Origin of the sequence: Marinimicrobium koreense (assembly GCF_003762925.1) — a bacterium.
Taxonomy (GTDB): domain Bacteria; phylum Pseudomonadota; class Gammaproteobacteria; order Pseudomonadales; family Cellvibrionaceae; genus Marinimicrobium; species Marinimicrobium koreense.
In genome coordinates, this window is record NZ_RJUK01000001.1 from 1,631,263 (window position 1) to 1,648,604 (window position 17,342).

General features: G+C 59.5%; 13 protein-coding genes. All 13 read right to left on the minus strand.

Annotated elements, in window-relative coordinates:
* Positions 1-5: 5 nt before the first annotated feature.
* Positions 6-938, minus strand: coding sequence for a Nudix family hydrolase (locus tag EDC38_RS07140; RefSeq protein ID WP_211331047.1), 933 nt, complete (start codon positions 936-938; stop codon positions 6-8).
* Between the two features lie 4 nt (positions 939-942).
* Positions 943-2,163, minus strand: a complete 1,221-nt coding sequence (gene argJ, locus EDC38_RS07145; protein ID WP_123637914.1) for a bifunctional glutamate N-acetyltransferase/amino-acid acetyltransferase ArgJ — start codon at positions 2,161-2,163, stop codon at positions 943-945.
* 287 nt (positions 2,164-2,450) lie between these two features.
* Positions 2,451-5,177 carry a preprotein translocase subunit SecA gene (gene secA / locus EDC38_RS07150; protein ID WP_123637915.1) on the minus strand — a complete coding sequence of 909 codons (2,727 nt, stop codon included), beginning with the start codon at positions 5,175-5,177 and terminating at the stop codon, positions 2,451-2,453.
* Positions 5,178-5,284: 107 nt separating this feature from the next.
* On the minus strand, positions 5,285-6,223 hold the full coding sequence (locus tag EDC38_RS07155) for a M23 family metallopeptidase (RefSeq protein WP_123637916.1): 939 nt from the start codon (positions 6,221-6,223) through the stop codon (positions 5,285-5,287).
* Between the two features lie 424 nt (positions 6,224-6,647).
* Positions 6,648-7,559: a UDP-3-O-acyl-N-acetylglucosamine deacetylase gene (gene lpxC / locus EDC38_RS07160; protein WP_123637917.1), complete on the minus strand. Its 912-nt coding sequence runs from the start codon at positions 7,557-7,559 to the stop codon at positions 6,648-6,650.
* Between the two features lie 397 nt (positions 7,560-7,956).
* Positions 7,957-9,129 (minus strand): cell division protein FtsZ, encoded by a 1,173-nt coding sequence (gene ftsZ / locus EDC38_RS07165; RefSeq protein ID WP_024460820.1) that lies wholly within the window; start codon positions 9,127-9,129, stop codon positions 7,957-7,959.
* 65 nt (positions 9,130-9,194) lie between these two features.
* Positions 9,195-10,430 (minus strand): cell division protein FtsA, encoded by a 1,236-nt coding sequence (gene ftsA / locus EDC38_RS07170; protein ID WP_024460821.1) that lies wholly within the window; start codon positions 10,428-10,430, stop codon positions 9,195-9,197.
* Positions 10,431-10,464: 34 nt separating this feature from the next.
* Positions 10,465-11,283, minus strand: a complete 819-nt coding sequence (locus EDC38_RS07175; RefSeq protein ID WP_123637918.1) for a cell division protein FtsQ/DivIB — start codon at positions 11,281-11,283, stop codon at positions 10,465-10,467.
* The gene (locus tag EDC38_RS07180; protein WP_246004358.1) at positions 11,280-12,236 is read right to left on the minus strand and encodes a D-alanine--D-alanine ligase; all 957 of its coding nucleotides are present in this window, start codon (positions 12,234-12,236) and stop codon (positions 11,280-11,282) included. The genes EDC38_RS07175 and EDC38_RS07180 overlap by 4 nt, the downstream gene beginning before the upstream one ends.
* Before the next feature lie 21 nt (positions 12,237-12,257).
* Positions 12,258-13,646: a UDP-N-acetylmuramate--L-alanine ligase gene (murC, locus tag EDC38_RS07185; RefSeq protein ID WP_123638880.1), complete on the minus strand. Its 1,389-nt coding sequence runs from the start codon at positions 13,644-13,646 to the stop codon at positions 12,258-12,260.
* A 28-nt stretch (positions 13,647-13,674) separates the two neighbouring features.
* Positions 13,675-14,772, minus strand: a complete 1,098-nt coding sequence (gene murG / locus EDC38_RS07190; RefSeq protein WP_342769062.1) for an undecaprenyldiphospho-muramoylpentapeptide beta-N-acetylglucosaminyltransferase — start codon at positions 14,770-14,772, stop codon at positions 13,675-13,677.
* Positions 14,769-15,986, minus strand: coding sequence for a putative lipid II flippase FtsW (gene ftsW / locus EDC38_RS07195; protein ID WP_123637919.1), 1,218 nt, complete (start codon positions 15,984-15,986; stop codon positions 14,769-14,771). The genes murG and ftsW overlap by 4 nt, the downstream gene beginning before the upstream one ends.
* Complete coding sequence (murD, locus tag EDC38_RS07200; protein ID WP_211331048.1) at positions 15,983-17,326, minus strand: UDP-N-acetylmuramoyl-L-alanine--D-glutamate ligase; 1,344 nt, start codon at positions 17,324-17,326, stop codon at positions 15,983-15,985. The genes ftsW and murD overlap by 4 nt, the downstream gene beginning before the upstream one ends.
* Positions 17,327-17,342: the final 16 nt, after the last annotated feature.

Sequence of the window (17,342 nt, forward strand, 5' to 3'; positions counted from 1 at the left end):
AGCATCTACCAGGCGTAACGGATGCCTGCGATACCTTGTGCCCCAGCGACTTTTGCCTGGGGCAGGGTTTCTGGCCCCACACCGCCCAAGGCGTAGACTGGCAGGGGCACTCCGGCCACCCAATCGGCAAAACGCTCCCAACCTAGAGGCACGCTGTCCGGGTGACTCCGAGTTGCCTGCACCGGGGACAGAAACACGTAATCCACACCCAGGCGAATCGCCTGAGCCAGTTCATGCTTGCTATGGCAGGACGCGCCCCACCAACCGGAAAGCCCCAACGGGCGCCGCTCACAGTGCCGCAACGCCTCGGCGTTCATGTGCCAGCCCGCCAGCCCGCTCAGACAGCGATCTTCCGGGCCATGAGCAATCAGTGTGGCACCAAACCGGGCACACAGTGCTTGCGCCTGTAGGGCCCGAGTCCGATACGCGTCGGCCGATAGCTCCGGGGCACGCAAGTGAATCCAGAAGTGGCCATTGGTCAAAGCCCGTTCCAGGCGCTGCCACCAGTCTGCCTCCGAGTCGGCGGAACCGGTAATCAGTATCTGTTGTGGCAGGCGAATGGCATGGAGGATCGGCCGGTTGGCCTCGGGGAAGCGGTAGTCGGGTAAGGCCGCCGGCTCGACCCAGCGCACCGGCTGGCCCTCGTTGCCGCGCGCCTCGCCCGAAAAATCGGTCACCCGGCAAACCTGCAGCAAAACGGACTTGTCCGGGTAGTCGTGGCGGATGTCAATCAGCGGCTCGGTGGCGCGCACCTGTATCGAGAGTTCCTCCGCCAGCTCCCGAGCGAGGGCATCGGCCAGCGTTTCCCCCTCATCGACCTTACCCCCGGGAAACTCCCAGAGCCCGCCCTGATGCACATGCTCGGGGCGGCGGGCAATCAGGATTCGACCCTGTGGGTCCTGAATCACACCCACCGCCACTCGTACTACCGAACCCACGGAATCAGCTCCGGTAATCGGCGTTGATGCGCACGTACTCATGGGACAGGTCGGTGGTCCAAAGGGTTTCCGCGCAACCGCCGCGACCGAGGTCAATGCGGATGGTGATTTCCGCCTGATCCATGACCGCCTGGCCCTGCTCTTCGGTATACCCCTCGGCGCGTCCTCCCTCTTCCACAATCAGCGTGTCGTTGAGGTGGATGCGAACTTTGTTGGCGTCCAGCGCCGGCACGCCGGCATAGCCCACCGCCGCCACAATACGCCCCCAATTGGGGTCCGAGGCGAACAGGGCGGTTTTGATCAGCGGCGAATGCGCCACCGCATAACCCACCTGCAGACACTCATCCTGACTGGCACCGCCGCTGACCGCCAGAGTGACAAACTTGGTCGCCCCTTCGCCGTCAGCGACGATGCACTTGGCGAGGTATTCATGGGCATCGATGATCAGCCCACGCACTTTCTCGTACAAATCGCCAGACGCCTCGGTGATTGCCTCCGCGCCGGATTGGCCGGTCGCCATCAGAATGCAGGAGTCATTGGTGGAGGTGTCGCCGTCAATGGTGATCCGGTTAAAGGATCTATTCGCGGCCTCCTTGCACAGATCGTCCAGCACCGGCTGAGCGATATCCGCATCGGTGGCAATATAGGCAAGCATGGTGCCCATGTTCGGCTTGATCATACCCGCGCCTTTGGCAATACCATTTACCGTGATGGTTTTGCCCTGATGCTCGACGCTGGCGGTATAACCCTTGGGACGAGTATCGGTGGTCATGATCGCCTTGGCCGCTGCTTCCCAGTTGGCTTCGCTGAGCCCGGCATGGGCTTGAGGCAACACATTGACAATCTTGTTGACCGGCAGCGGCTCCCCGATCACGCCGGTGGAAAACGGCAGCACCTGAGCGGCCTGTACACCGGACAACTGGGCTACGGCCTCACTGGTGGCAATGGCGTCGCGCCGACCCCGCTCGCCCGTGCAGGCGTTGGCGTTGCCGGAGTTGATCACCAGGTAGCGGGGGCTGGCCTGTTTGAGGTATTCGCGGCACAGCGTCACCGGCGCGGCACAAAAGGCGTTGCGGGTGAACACGCCGGCGCTGCGGGTACCTGCGGCCAGCTCGATCAATACCACATCCTGGCGACCGGGCTTTTTGATCCCGGCGCTAGCCGTGGCCAGTTTGATCCCGGCCAGTGGGGGCATGGAGGGGAAGGGGTATTCGCCAACGGCCATTTTTGGAACTCCGTTTTAATCAAGTATCTACCACAATGGTGGATCACGGCCTTTGGCCTTATCCACCCCACGCGCTATGGCACTGAGGGCCGTTGAGGGGTATAGCGGTTGGAGACTCTCTGAGGCATGGATGCCGATGAGAAGCCTCCAGGGAGGGATTCATTCGCCACATCCCTTTGGCTCACCCTTCGGGCAGCTCCGCTGTACTAATTGGCTGTCCTGCCAATTAGTCACGGCGGGTCTCCAACCGCGATACCCCTCAACGGACCGGACGTCACGCTATCCTATCAGTTCAACTTACCGTGACACTGCTTGTATTTTTTGCCGGAACCGCAGGGGCACGGATCGTTGCGGCCCACTTTGCGCCCGTCGCGCACGAACGGCTGGCCGCCAGGCTCACCCTCTCCCGCCGACTGCTCCGCCGCCTGTTGGCGACCGCCGCTCAAGGCCGACACCTCATCGTGCTGCAGCTGCATCTTCTGACGTTCGCGCTCTTCGCGCCGCTTGCGCTCCATCTCCTCCATCTGCTCCCGGGTCACCGGCTCAACCCGGGCCAGCAGATGAATCACTTCATGCTTCACTTTATCCAGCATGCCCTGGAACAGATAAAACGCTTCGCGCTTGTATTCCTGTTTGGGGTTTTTCTGGGCATAGGAGCGCAGGTTAATGCCCTGACGCAAGTGATCCATGTTGGCCAACTGCTCTTTCCAGGCATTGTCCAATACCTGCAACATCACCTGCTTTTCAATCTCGGTCATCACCGGCCCGATACGGGCACACTTGGCGTCGTAGGCACCCTGAACCTCTGTCTGGATTTTTTCGCGCAGCTTTTCTTCGTGTAACTGATCGTCCTCATCCAGCCACTTGGCCAATGGCAGACGCAGCCCGAATTCCTGCTCCAGACGTTTCTCCAGACCCGTCACATCCCACTGTTCTTCCAGACTCTGGGGCGGAATGTGTTCGCTGATGATCTCATCGACCACATCAAAACGCACCGAATTGATGGTGTCGGTGATCGTTTCGGCTTCGAGCAGCTCGTTGCGCTGCTGATACACCACCTGACGCTGATCATTGGCGACGTTATCAAACTCCAACAACTGTTTGCGGATGTCGAAGTTGCGACCTTCCACCTTGCGCTGCGCCTTTTCGATGGCATTGTTCACCATGCGGTGCTCGATCGCTTCGCCCTTTTCCATACCCAGGGCCTGCATGAAGCCTCGAATGCGGTCTGATGCGAAAATCCGCATCAGACTGTCTTCCATCGACAGGTAAAAACGGGTGACCCCCGGATCCCCCTGACGACCGGCCCGGCCGCGCAACTGATTGTCGATCCGGCGCGATTCGTGACGTTCGGTACCGATGATGTGCAGGCCACCAGCCTCAATCACCTGCTCGTGGCGCTTTTTCCACTCGCTTTTGATCTGCTCGATCTGGGCATCGGTGGGGTTGTCCAGCTTGGCAACCTCGGCTTCCCAGTTGCCGCCAAGCACGATGTCGGTACCCCGACCGGCCATGTTGGTGGCAATGGTCACCGCGCCCGGACGGCCGGCCTGAGCGATGATTTCCGCTTCCTTCTCGTGGTACTTGGCATTGAGCACCTGGTGTTCAATACCGGCTTTTTTCAGCCGGCTGGACATTTCCTCAGAGGTCTCGATGGAGGCGGTACCCACCAGTACCGGGGCTTTCTGCTCCTGATACTTCTTAACGTCCTCGACGATGGCGTCGTACTTCTCCTCCACTGTCAGGTAGACCACATCGTTCAGGTCGATCCGCTGCTTGGGTTTGTTGGTGGGAATGACCACCACATCCAGACCGTAGATTTCCCGGAATTCAAAGGCTTCGGTATCGGCGGTACCGGTCATACCGGACAGGGTTGGATACAGACGGAAGTAATTCTGGAAGGTGGTCGAGGCCAGCGTCTGGCTCTCGCTCTGGATCGGCACACCCTCTTTGGCCTCGATGGCCTGGTGAAGGCCTTCGGACAAGCGGCGACCTGCCATGGTGCGCCCGGTGTGTTCATCGATCAGTACCACCTGATTGTTCTGTACGATGTATTCCACATCCCGATGGAACAACGCGCGGGCGCGCAGGGCGGAGTTGACGTGGTGCAGCAGTCCCAGATTGTTCGCGGCGTACAGACTCTCTCCCTCCGGCAACAGGCCGGAGCGGGATAGCAGGTCTTCCACTTTCTGGTGTCCCTGCTCGGTCAACTCAACCTGGCGGCTTTTTTCATCGACGGTGTAATCGCCATCCTCACCGTCTTCCGGCACCGGGTTCAGGTTCTGAATCAGCTTGCCCATACGCATGTACAGCTCAGAGCTGTTCTCCGCCGCACCGGAGATGATGAGCGGGGTACGCGCCTCGTCAATCAGGATCGAGTCGACTTCGTCCACCACGGCGAAGTTGAGCGGCCGCTGGACTTTGTCCTTCAGGCTGAGGGCCATGTTATCGCGCAGATAATCAAAGCCGAACTCGTTGTTGGTACCGTAGGTGATATCTGCCGCGTAGGCTTCGCGCTTGTCGGCGGAGGGCTGCATGGAGCGGATAACGCCGACGGTCATGCCCAGCTTCCGGTAGACCTTGCCCATCCAGGCGGCGTCTCGAGACGCCAGGTAATCGTTCACCGTGACCACGTGGACGCCACGGCCGGTCAGGGCGTGCAGATAACAGGGCAAGGTGGATACCAGGGTTTTACCTTCACCGGTGCGCATTTCGGAAATCTTGCCCTGGTGAAGGGCCATCCCACCGATCATCTGGACATCGAAGTGCCGCAGACCCAACGCCCGCTTACTGGCTTCGCGAACCACCGCGAACGCTTCCGGCAGCAGTTGATCCAGGGTTTCCCCCTGCTCAAAGCGTTGTTTGAACTCCGTTGTCTTGGCCGCCAAGGCCTCATCACTGAGCGCTTCCAGCTCGCCTTCCATCTCGTTGATTTTGGCGACTGTTTTGCGCATACGCTTCAATTCGCGCTCGTTCTTCGAGCCGAACAGGGACTTCACTAATTTACCGATCATTGTTATTACCGTACTTGAGCAATTTGCGGGTGAACGACTGTCACCTCGTCGGAAAACCGACGAGTAAACCGAATGTGGCCTGCGAAAGCAAGCGGGAGGGAGGGGAATTAACGGCTGGCGCGATGGATATAAGTCGCCGGATCCACCGCACGACCGTTTTTGTACACCTCGAAGTGCACGTGTGGGCCGGTAGAGCGGCCGCTGGAGCCCATCAGAGCAATGACCTGGCCTTTCTTGACCACATCACCGACTTTGACCAGGTTTTCTTTGTTGTGTGCATAGCGCGTGGTGAAACCGCCGCCATGATTGATTTCCACCATCTGACCGTAGCCATGACGATCTTGCGACCAGGTGACCACACCGGCGGCGACCGAAATGATTTCGGAGCCGTCTTTGCCAGCAAAATCCACGCCGCCGTGCCACGCGACCTGACCGGTGAACGGATCGGTACGACGGCCAAAGCGCGAGGACATCCAGCCCTTCTTGATCGGGCGACCGGCGATAAAAATGTCGTCCTGCAACTTGCGCTTGGCCAGCAGAGCATCCAGCGTGGCCAGCTGCTGTTCGCGATTCTCGATCTGATTGGACAGCTGGTCAATCACGCTGATGAAATCGGGGGGCGTGTAGGGATCACCAATGGTGGCGGTTTCCGGGCCACCCAGGGCGGGAGGCTGACTGAAATCAAATTCGCCTTCATCGAGGTTGGCGAGGCTGGTCAGGTGCTCACCCAACGCATCCAAGCGCATCAGACGGGCCTGTAGCTCGGCCACCCTCAGTGTCAGAGCGGCCACTTGGGACCGGGCATGCTCGCGGGTTTCTTCCACCTGCGCCTGCTGCTCAGCCAAGGTGGCTTCCCAGGCTCGCCGGGACTCAGCGGTAAACACATCGCTATTGCCATTCAGCGAACTCAGCCACTGCGCTCCCAACACCCCGGCCGCCGTCACCGGCATGCCCAGCAGGCAGATGGACAGCAGCGCACGCGTCCAGCCACCCAAGGTGATGCTGCGCGTCTGGCCGTGCTGTTTACTGACAATAATGATCTTCATGAAGCGGATATTACCCGTTTTAGTGTCCGGATTGCACAGTACTAATCGGCATTTTATGCCGATTATCTATATCAAATCCGTCTAATTTTGGTTCACTTATAGCCATTGGCACTAAACAGCATCATCAACCAAAGAAAAATCCATGAATTTCAACGTGTTATGTTATTTGGAGCATTTCAGCGGGTCAATACGAAGCGCTTAGCCCGAAATCAATCACCAAATATGGCATATAAAGCCCTGAATTACCAACTTTTCGGCTATTTGGACCTGGTGTAGAGGCATAACCCAGCGGATGAGCCCTTCCCGGCCCGCTAAATGTCACAGTATTAGCGGCGGAGTAAACCGGTACCCGGAACAAAAAGGCCGCGCTGTCACCAGCGCGGCCTTTTGGGCGAATCAGGATTCGCGAGCGCTACCCGCCCACTTACACCGCCAACAGCGGCTTCATGTAAGAGATCGGTGCGGTACTCTCGTCTTCAAATGTCACCACTTCCCAGGCATCGCGCTGGGCAATGAGCTGACGCAGGGACTTGTTATTCAGGCCGTGCCCTGATTTGTGGGCCCGGAACTCGCCAATCAGGCTGTTGCCCAGCAAGTACAGGTCGCCAATCGCATCGAGCACCTTGTGCTTGACGAACTCATCCTCGTAACGCAGACCGTCCTCGTTCAGAATCCGGTAGTCGTCCACGACGATGGCGTTGTCGACACTGCCGCCTTTCGCCAGACCTTTGGAGCGCAGATACTCAATCTCATGCATAAAACCAAAGGTTCGGGCGCGGCTCACTTCCTTCACGAAGGAGGTGCTGGAGAAATCCACGGACGTCTGAAGATTACGCCCCTCAAACACCGGGTGGTTGAAGTCAATGGAAAAAGTGACCTTGAAACCGTCGAAGGGCAGGAAGCTCGCTACTTTGTCGCCTTCTTCAACTGTCACCGGCTTCTTGATCCGGATGAATTTCTTGGCGGCCGCCTGCTCCTGAATACCAGCGGACTGGATCAGGAATACGAAGGGGCCAGCGCTACCGTCCATAATGGGGACTTCCGGCGCGCTCACCTCAACGATGGCGTTATCAATTCCGAGCCCGGCCATCGCTGACAGCAGGTGCTCAACCGTGGACACCCGCACATCGCCCTTGACCAGGGTCGTGGACAGCGTGGTATCGCCGACGTTTTCGGCTTTGGCTTCGATCTCAACGACCGGATCCAGATCGACCCGGCGGAACACGATTCCGGCATCCGCAGGTGCCGGCAGAAGGGTCAGATATACTTTCTGACCGGTGTGCAAGCCAACACCGGTGGCCCGGATGGCATTTTTGAGCGTGCGTTGTCTGATCATTACCCTGAGTAGCCCACCTTTGGCTGTGGCATTAGCCCCCTTGTGAGGCGCTGCTGCCGAGTTGTAAAAAGGACGCAATTGTAACAATTTTTCATTTCAGTCACTACTGAAATAGCGCTGAACATGCACCATTTTGGTGACATTTACCTCTTTTTACGGTTTGCGGATCCTCTGGCGCGGTAATCCGTGACACAGATCACGTTTCAACCTCTCAGATCCTGACCGTTCTCCGCCCAACCGGCGTGCGGGCCTGAACTCGACCCGGCTCGCCGGTTGCAACGGGCGTGAACTATGACAACAACCAGGGCAAAGGTTCTATACAAAGTTCACAATTCCTTTCATTGCCTCAGACTATTGACCCTTTCCAGCCAATACCCCAGAGAGCAGATCAGGCTTCTCAATCCGCCTGACGGCGCAGGAAAGCCGGAATGTCCAGATACTCCAGCTCCTTCTCGGTCGCCGGCGCGGTCGCCGTGGCCTGCCCGGTGGCCTGAGCGTTCTGGCGCATGACCGTGGGGCGCTCGTAACTGCTGTAGTCCACCTCACCGGTGTTCTTGCGGCGGGTATTGTCTACCACCACCTTGGTTTTACCGGCGGGCTTTTCTTCCTTTGCGGGGACGCCCAGGCCCGTGGCCACCACGGTGACCCGTAGCTCGTCGGACATTTCGGGATCGATCACGGTACCGACCACCACGGTAGCATCGGAGGAGGCAAACTCTTCGATGGTATTGCCCACCTCGGAGTACTCACCCAACGACAGGTCGATACCGGCAGTGATATTCACCAGAATACCGCGCGCGCCCTGAAGGTTGACATCTTCCAGCAGCGGACTGCGAATGGCCGCCTCAGCCGCCTCGCGGGCCCGGTTCTCACCGGTTGCGTGGCCAGTACCCATCATCGCCATGCCCATTTCGGACATCACCGTACGCACGTCGGCAAAGTCGACGTTGATCATACCCGGACGAATGATCAGGTCGGCAATACCCTGTACCGCGCCGAGCAGGACGTTGTTGGCCGCCTTGAACGCATCCAGAAGACTGGTGGACTTACCCAGCACCGAGAGCAGCTTTTCGTTCGGGATGGTAATCAATGAGTCCACCCGCTCCTGCAGCTCCTTGATACCGGCATCGGCTACGACCATGCGCTTGCGACCTTCGAAGGGGAACGGCTTGGTGACCACCGCCACGGTCAGGATGCCCAGATCGCGGGCCACTTCGGCCACGATCGGCGCCCCACCGGTGCCGGTGCCGCCACCCATGCCGGCGGCTATAAACACCATGTCGGCCCCGCGCAGTACTTCGGCGATGCGTTCACGGTCTTCCATGGCGGCCTGACGGCCCACTTCGGGGTTGGCGCCCGCACCCAGGCCCTTGGTCATGCTGTGGCCCAGTTGCAGTACGGTGCGCGAGTCAATGTCCTTGAGCGCCTGTGCGTCGGTATTGGCGCAGATGAACTCCACGCCTTCAATGTTGCTGTCGATCATGTGCTTTACGGCGTTGCCACCGCCACCACCGACACCAATGACTTTAATCACGGCATTTTGCGGGATGTTGTCTACGAGCTCGAACATAGTATTTCCCCTTTTCCTTTACCAAATTAAGAATTATTGAAGTAACAAAATGAGCAAACGGTAATTTAAAAATGACTTTGAAACAGTTTTTTCAAGCGACCGAACCAGGAGTCGTCGTTGTCTCGGACATGCGTGATGGCCCTCCCCTCTTGCTGTTGCTTGATGGCGTATTGCAATAAGCCAACGCCGGTTGAGTAAATGGGGTTGTTGACAATATCTTTGAGACCGCGAGTGTTCTGGGGCGCGCCCAGGCGCACCGGCATGTGGAAAATTTCTTCCGCCAGTTCAACCACGCCCTCCATTTTCGCGGTGCCCCCGGTCAGCACGATGCCGGCGGCAATCAGATCTTCAAAGCCACTGCGCCGAAGCTCCGCCTGTACCAGCGTAAACAGCTCGTCGTAGCGAGGCTCAACCACTTCAGCCAACGCCTGGCGGGACAGATCCCGCGGCTCGCGATCGCCCACGCTCGGCACCTTGATGGTTTCATCCGGGCCCGTCAGCTTCGCCAGGGCACAGGCGTATTTGATTTTGATTTCTTCCGCATGGGGCGTCGGGGTACGGAACGCCATGGCGATGTCGTTGGTGACCTGATCACCGGCGATGGGAATCACGCCGGTGTGACGGATGGCCCCCTCCTTGAACACCGCAATGTCGGTCGTGCCGCCACCGATATCCACCACGCAGACACCCAGCTCTTTCTCATCTTCGGTCAGCACCGAAAAGCTTGAGGCGAGCTGCTCGAGAATGATGTCTTCCACCTCCAGCCCACAGCGCCGAATGCATTTCTCGATGTTCTGCGCCGCATTGACCGCACAGGTGACCAGGTGAACCTTCGCCTCCAGACGAACACCGGACATGCCCAGCGGCTCTTTGACGCCCTCCTGATCGTCGATCAGGAATTCCTGCGGAAGAATGTGCAGGATTTTCTGGTCCGCCGGAATGGCCACGGCCTGGGCGGCATCAATCACCCGCTCCAGATCCTGGGGATACACCTCGCGGTCCTTGATCGCCACGATGCCGTGCGAGTTCAGGCTACGGATGTGGCTGCCGGCAATACCGGCGTAGACCGAGTGGATCTGGCAGCCGGCCATCAGCTCAGCCTCTTCGATCGCCCGTTGAATGGACTGCACGGTCGATTCAATATTCACCACCACACCCTTCTTGAGTCCGCTGGAGCGGTGTGAGCCGATCCCCACCACTTCCAATTCGCCCTCGGGAGTAATGGCACCGACTATAGCGACGACTTTGGATGTACCGATATCCAGACCGACAATCATCTTGCTGTCAGCTACATGGGCCATTATGCGAACCTCTTTTGCGTGTCACAGTTTTCCATCATTGCGTTTCTGCTTCTTCCTGTTGTGCTTTCCAGGCGACCGCTACCCCGTTGTGGTAGCGTAAATCCACCTGCTCTATGTCGTCCCAGCGCTCGCTCAACTGCCGGTCGTAAACCGTGGCGAATCGCTGCATCTTCTCCAGCACCTGATCCCGTCCGATCACCAGAGCAACTCCGTCACTCAAAGTCAGGCGCCAGGCATTTTTCCGATCACTTCTCAGCGACTGAATACTCAGCCCCCGATGACGCAGCATCTGCGCCAGATCCTGGTAACGCTCCATCATCGCCACGGCATCCGCATCCGATCCGGCCAGCAGGGGCAAATGCGCCAGCGCCGATTGATCGTCAACGGCAATGATATCTCCGCCGCGATCCAGGAATCCGATCTCACCCCAACGGGCAATCGGCTCCTCCTCAATAATTTTCACGTGCAGCAGGTCCGGCCAACGCCTTGTCAATGCTGCCTGGGCCACCCAGGGCTCCGCTTCCAGTACCTGCTTGATCGCCGCTAGATCCAACTGCAGGAATCCTTCCCCCAGTTGATCACTCAGTAACGTTTCGATCCGCCTACGGCTCAGGTAGCGAAACGTTCCCTCGACACTCACTTCGGCGACCGGCCGATTCAACCATCCGCTGACCGGCTCAACCAACCAATTTCCCGCGCCAATCAACATCCCCACCAGTAACACCAAGCCAACCCATCGGCGCCCTGCCCTGAGAATGACTCCCCAGTCCTTTCGGGGTTGGCTTTTTCGGGTGGCGCCACGCGGCGTCACTCTGCCCTGCCCGGGAATCCGTTTTACCGAACCAGACTTCATGACTCCGTCTGGCAGGCTCGCACAATCCGCACCACCAGCTCGGCGAAACTCAAGCCAGCAGCCTGCGCCGCCATCGGCACCAGACTGTGGCTGGTCATACCCGGCACAGTATTCACTTCCAGTAAATAGAAGTTGCCCAAGTGGTCGGCCATCACATCCACCCGGCCCCAGCCCCGACAACCGAGGCTGTTGAATGCCTGCAAGGCGAGTGCCTTGAGCCCCTGCTCGCGCTCCGCATCCAGGCCGCAGGGGCACAAGTAACGCGTGTCGTCGGCCAGGTACTTGGCATCGTAATCGTAAAAGCGGTGGTCCGTTTCCAGCTTGATGGGAGGTAGTGCCTCACCGTCGAGAATGGCCACCGTGTATTCACTGCCGGTAATCAGGCGTTCAACCAACACACTGCCATCGTAATGCGCGGCATCCCGATACGCCTGGGCCAATTCGGCACCACTCTGCACCCGTGCCATACCAATGCTGGACCCTTCGTGGGCCGGCTTCACAATGGCGTCACCACCGAGGTTTTTCAGAACCTGATCCCAATCGCTGTCCGCATTGACCACGGCAAACTCTGGCGTGGACAAGCCGATACCCGCCCACAATTGTTTACTGCGCAGCTTATCCATCGCCAACGCCGAGGCTGACACATCGCTGCCGGTGTAGGGAATGCCCATGTATTCCAGCACGCCCTGAATTCGACCGTCTTCACCGCCGGGGCCATGCAAGGCGATAAATGCCACGTCCATTGGCGTGGCCTGTAACTGGGCAATGGTATCCGCTCCGATATCAATCCCCACCGCGTCCACACCGGACTGGCGCAATGCGTCCAACACCGCGGCGCCGGTCTGCAGGGAAATTTCCCGCTCGGCCGAGGTTCCGCCGTACAACACGCCCACCCGACCCGGGTTGAACCCGGCGGAGGCAGCGGACACTGTGTTGTTTGCTTCTGTGCTCACTTCGATCAATACCTCAAGGGCCTAGCGCAACTTGCGCTGGGCGAGTTCACCTGCCAGAGCGCCGACGTTACCGGCACCCTGAGTAATCACAATGTCGCCCGGCTTGACGATATCCCGAATCACATCGGGCACATCATCCACCGACTCAACAAATATCGGTTCGACCGCACCGCGCATCCGAATGCTACGGCTCAGGTGGCGGCCATCCGCGCCCGGGATGGGGTCTTCGCCGGCGCTGTAGACTTCCAGCAACACCAGCGCATCAACCGACGACAACACGTCCACAAAGTCTTCGTAGAGATCCCGGGTACGCGTGTAGCGGTGCGGCTGATAGACCATCACCAAGCGGCGATCCGGCCAACCATCGCGGATGGCCGCAATCGTTGCCGCCACTTCGCGGGGGTGATGTCCATAGTCGTCCACCAACATGGCTTCGCCGTTCTCGACCTGGTAGTGGCCATACACCTGGAAGCGACGACCCACACCGGCAAAATGCTTCAGCCCGTCCCGAATGGCCTGATCGCTCAGGCCTTCATCGGTGGCGACGGCCACTACTGCCGTCGCATTCAACACGTTGTGCAACCCGGGAATATTGAGCTCGATCGACAGCGGCTCTTTATGGTCCGGGCGCTCGACGTCAAAACGGGTCTGCATCTTGTCCTTTCTTACATTGATCGCCCGAAAATCACAGTGGGCCTCAAAGCCATAGGTCAGTATCGGGCGCGAGAGCGATGGGATGATGTCGCGCACCACTGGATCATCCCCGCACAACACCGCCAGCCCGTAGAACGGCAGGTTGTGAATGAATTCGATAAAGGTGCGCTTCAACTGGTTGAAGTCGCCCCCATAGGTGTCCATGTGATCCGCGTCGATGTTGGTCACCACTGCGACCATGGGCTGCAAATGCAGGAAGGACGCATCACTTTCGTCCGCTTCCGCCACCAGATAGCGACTTGCCCCCAACTGGGCATTGCTGCCCGCGCTATTGACCAGGCCGCCAATAATGAAGGTCGGGTGCTGCCCGCCGGCCGCCAGCACCGATGCCATGAGGCTGGTAGTGGTGGTTTTACCGTGAGTGCCGGCCACCGCAATACCGTGGCGATAGCGCATCAGTTCACCGAGCATCTCGGCGCGCCGCACGATGGGAATACGCCGTTCGCGGGCGCTGATCATCTCCGGATTGTCCGCTTTCACCGCACTGGAGTTGACCACAACGTGCGCATCCGCCACGTTCTCTTCACGGTGGCCGATAAACACGGTGGCCCCCATCGCTTCGAGGCGACGGGTAGTGCCGGAGGCTTTCAGGTCGGAGCCGGTGATTTCATAGCCCTGGTTGATCAGCACCTCCGCGATACCACTCATACCCGCACCGCCGATGCCGATAAAGTGAATGCGTCGAATGCGACGCATCTCCGGAACTTCGTAATATTGAATGGCTTTATCCACGATTGACCTCGGTTTGGGCAATGCATTGCTCGGCGACCACTCGCGCCGCTTCGGGTCGTGCCAACTGGCGGCCACGTTCGGCCATGGCGCGCAGGCGATTGCGCTCGGAAAACTCTTCCCGCATCAAGGCTGCCAGCTTCTCACCGTCCAGATCTTTTTGTGAGACCGCCAGCGCGGCACCAGCATTCACCAGCACGGCCGCATTGTGCGTCTGGTGATCGTCGATGGCGTGCGGGAACGGAATCAACAATGCCGCCAACCCCGCTGTCATCAACTCTGAAATTGTCAGGGCGCCGGCTCGACAGATCACCCAATCGGCCCAGGCGTAGGCCTCGGCCATATCATCGATAAACGCATCCACCCGAGCGTCCACGTCGGCCGCATCATAGTGCGACCGGGTGACTTCCTGATGGGCCGCGCCACTTTGATGCCACACCATCGGGCGGGCCTCGGGCGCAAGTCGAGCCAACGCTTCCGGCACCTGTTCGTTAATGGCCTGCGCACCCAGGCTGCCACCCAGCACCAGAAGCCGCAGCGGCTGCTCGCCCCGCGCGCTGAAACGCTCCGCGGGTGCCGCCAGAGCCGCCAGCTCGCGTCGCACCGGATTGCCCACCACCTGCGCTCCTTTCAAAGCTGTCGGGAAGGCAGTGAGTACCGATTGAGCCCAAGGCGCCAGGTAACGATTTGTCGTGCCCGGGATGGCGTTCTGTTCGTGAATGACCAAGGGTTTCCACAACAGTTTTGCCGCAATACCACCAGGGCCGGAGGCAAACCCGCCAAAGCCCACCACGACATCCGGCTTGAACCGCCAGATCACCGCCAGCGCCTGACAAATGGCCGCCAGAATCAAAAACGGCGCTTTCAGAAGGCCCGCCATACCGCGACCCCGTACGCCCTGCACGGACAGATAATGCAGGGCAATACCCGCACCCGGCACCAGACGGGCTTCAATGCCTTTGGCGGTGCCCAACCAAGCGACCTGAACGCCTTGTGCCTGCAGCTCGCGCGCCACCGCCAACGCCGGAAACACATGACCTCCGGTGCCGCCGGCCATAATCAAGGCTTTTTTATGGGAGGCTGAAGTCATCATGCCGCCTCCCGCCACTGTGAGCTCACCGACACCGGCTTGACCCGGGTGCGCACGCGCGATACCGGAACCGCCTGGCGCTGCTCCCAATCCACCCGAATCACAAAGCCGATCAGCGCGCAGCCAATCAACAAGCTGCTACCGCCATAACTGATGAACGGCAGAGTCAGTCCCTTGGTGGGTAGCAAACCCGACGCAACACCCACGTTGATGAATACCTGAAAGGTAAACAATATGGCCACACCGTAAGAGGCGAACGCGGCAAACAACCGGTTGGCGGTCAGGCTTGCGCGGGCGATCGCAAAAACCCGTACGATCAACGCCGCGAATACCCCGAGCATCACCACCAGACCGATCAGTCCAAACTCCTCGGCCATGATGGCGGCAATAAAATCAGTGTGCGCTTCCGGCAGGTAAAACAGTTTCTGGAGACTGTTCCCGAGGCCAAGCCCAAACCACTCGCCCCGACCGAAGGCGATCAGGGATTGCGTCAACTGATAGCCGGAGCCGAACTGGGCCGACCAGGGATCCAGAAAGGTCACCAAACGGGTCATCCGATAGGGGGAGTACACCGCCAGCGCTGCCAGACAGGCAATGGCCGCCGCACCCAATAACCCGAAGTGCCAGAGCTTGACCCCCGCAATAAACATCATGGCCAGCACCACACTGGCCAACACCACGGCGCTACCGAAGTCCGGCTGGAACAGCAGCAGCAGACACATCATTCCCAACACCAGCACCGGCTTCACAAAGCCTTGCCAGCCGGTATACAACTCCTGATGCCGACGGGCGAAGAAGCTGGCAAAGAACACAACCGCAGCCACTTTGGCCACTTCCGAAATCTGAACCGAGATCAATCCCAGGTCCAGCCAGCGACGGGCACCGTTCACTTCCCGGCCAATACCCGGCACCAACACCAGGCAGAGAAGCCCCAAGGTCGCGACCATCAACCAGCCCGCGTATTGCTGGGCATAGCGCACCGGCACCGCCACGACCAGAGCGGCAACCGCCATCCCCAACATCAGGTACACAAAATGCCGCTTGGTAAAGAACCAGGGGTCTCCGTATGTGTCGGCCGCAAACGCGATCGAGGCGGAAGCGATCATCACCAGGCCAATACTGAGCAGACCGAGCCACAGGAGAATCAGCCATTGATCCACGCCGCCACGGAAAATCGCCACGGATTCTTCCCAGTGCTGTTTGAGCCAATTGATCATTGCTGGCCCTCCACTGCCTGGCGGAACTGCTCACCCCGGTCCTGATAATTGCGGAACATATCGAAGCTCGCGCAGGCCGGAGACAACAGAACCACATCGCCCGACTGTGCCGCGGCGGCGGCTTTGCGCACCGCATCCTCCATGGAGTCCGCGCGAAGCACGTCCGCCAAGTCGCCCAGCGTCGCCTCCATGGCATCGGCGGCGGTGCCAATCAACACCAGGGTGCGAACACAGCGCTCGACCGGTTTGCGCAACTCGGCAAAGTCCGCGCCTTTGGGGTCGCCCCCGGCGATCAGTACAACCTTTCCCTGTGGGGGCATCAGCCCTTCAATGGCCGCCACGGCGGCGCCCACGTTGGTGCCCTTGGAGTCGTTGTAGTAGGCCACGCCATCGTGTTCGGCCACCCACTCGCACCGGTGCGCCAAGCCCCGGAAGCGACGCAGGGTGTTGAGCATGGACTCGTGCGCCAAGCCCGCCGAATGGCCCAGCGCTAACGCCGCCAACGCGTTATCAATATTGTGCCGTCCCTTGATTTTCAATTCGCTTGCCGGCATCAGGGGATCGAGCTGCCAGTACAGCCACAGCTCGCCCTCATGCTCGGTGGCGCCAAACCGGTGAAACTCCGGGCGTCCCCCGAAGGTGACCGGTATCGCATTGACACTCATCGGTGGCTGGGTCAGTACACTCTGGCTGTTGTACACCACCTGTTCCGCACCGAAATAAACCCGCAACTTGGCCTGATGGTAGGCGGGCATGTTCGGGTAACGATCCATATGGTCGGCGCTGACATTGAGCACCGTGGCCACCTTGGCGCTCAGTTTCGTGACACCTTCCAGTTGAAAGCTGGACAGCTCCAACACATACAACTCAACGCTGTCATCGAGCAGGTCCAGTGCCGGGGTGCCGAGGTTGCCGCCAACGGCGACCCGCACGCCCGCATCTTTGGCCATCTCACCCACCAGGGTGGTGACCGTGCTCTTGGCGTTGGAGCCGGTAATCGCGATCAGCGGCGCCTTGGCGTAACGCACGAACAGTTCGATATCGCCCACCAGACGAGCGCCGGCATTGCGCGCCTGTTGCAGTTCGGGGGTGCTCATTGCGATTCCCGGGCTGACCACCACTTCCTCCACCCGGCTCAGCAGTGCCACATCGAGAGCGCCGAACTGCACCCGCTCGGCACCAAACTCCCGCTCCAGCACCTCGCGCTGGGGATGATCCGCACGGGTATCCAGCAACGTGAACACCTGCCCCCGACGCGCCAGAAAACGCGCGACGGAGACGCCGGTCACACCGGCGCCCACGATGGCGGTTTCACAGCTTGACGCAATCAGTTGAGGCACAGTTTCACTCGCTCCG

Bases quoted from the DNA above. Each gene is read 5' to 3' on its own strand.
- argJ (WP_123637914.1), bottom strand. From the start codon at position 2,163: ATGGCCGTTGGCGAATACCCCTTCCCCTCCATGCCCCCACTGGCCGGG.
- secA (WP_123637915.1), bottom strand. From the start codon at position 5,177: ATGATCGGTAAATTAGTGAAGTCCCTGTTCGGCTCGAAGAACGAGCGC.
- EDC38_RS07155 (WP_123637916.1), bottom strand. From the start codon at position 6,223: ATGAAGATCATTATTGTCAGTAAACAGCACGGCCAGACGCGCAGCATC.
- lpxC (WP_123637917.1), bottom strand. From the start codon at position 7,559: ATGATCAGACAACGCACGCTCAAAAATGCCATCCGGGCCACCGGTGTT.
- ftsZ (WP_024460820.1), bottom strand. From the start codon at position 9,129: ATGTTCGAGCTCGTAGACAACATCCCGCAAAATGCCGTGATTAAAGTC.
- ftsA (WP_024460821.1), bottom strand. From the start codon at position 10,430: ATGGCCCATGTAGCTGACAGCAAGATGATTGTCGGTCTGGATATCGGT.
- EDC38_RS07175 (WP_123637918.1), bottom strand. From the start codon at position 11,283: ATGAAGTCTGGTTCGGTAAAACGGATTCCCGGGCAGGGCAGAGTGACG.
- murC (WP_123638880.1), bottom strand. From the start codon at position 13,646: ATGCGTCGCATTCGACGCATTCACTTTATCGGCATCGGCGGTGCGGGT.
- murG (WP_342769062.1), bottom strand. From the start codon at position 14,772: ATGATGACTTCAGCCTCCCATAAAAAAGCCTTGATTATGGCCGGCGGC.
- ftsW (WP_123637919.1), bottom strand. From the start codon at position 15,986: ATGATCAATTGGCTCAAACAGCACTGGGAAGAATCCGTGGCGATTTTC.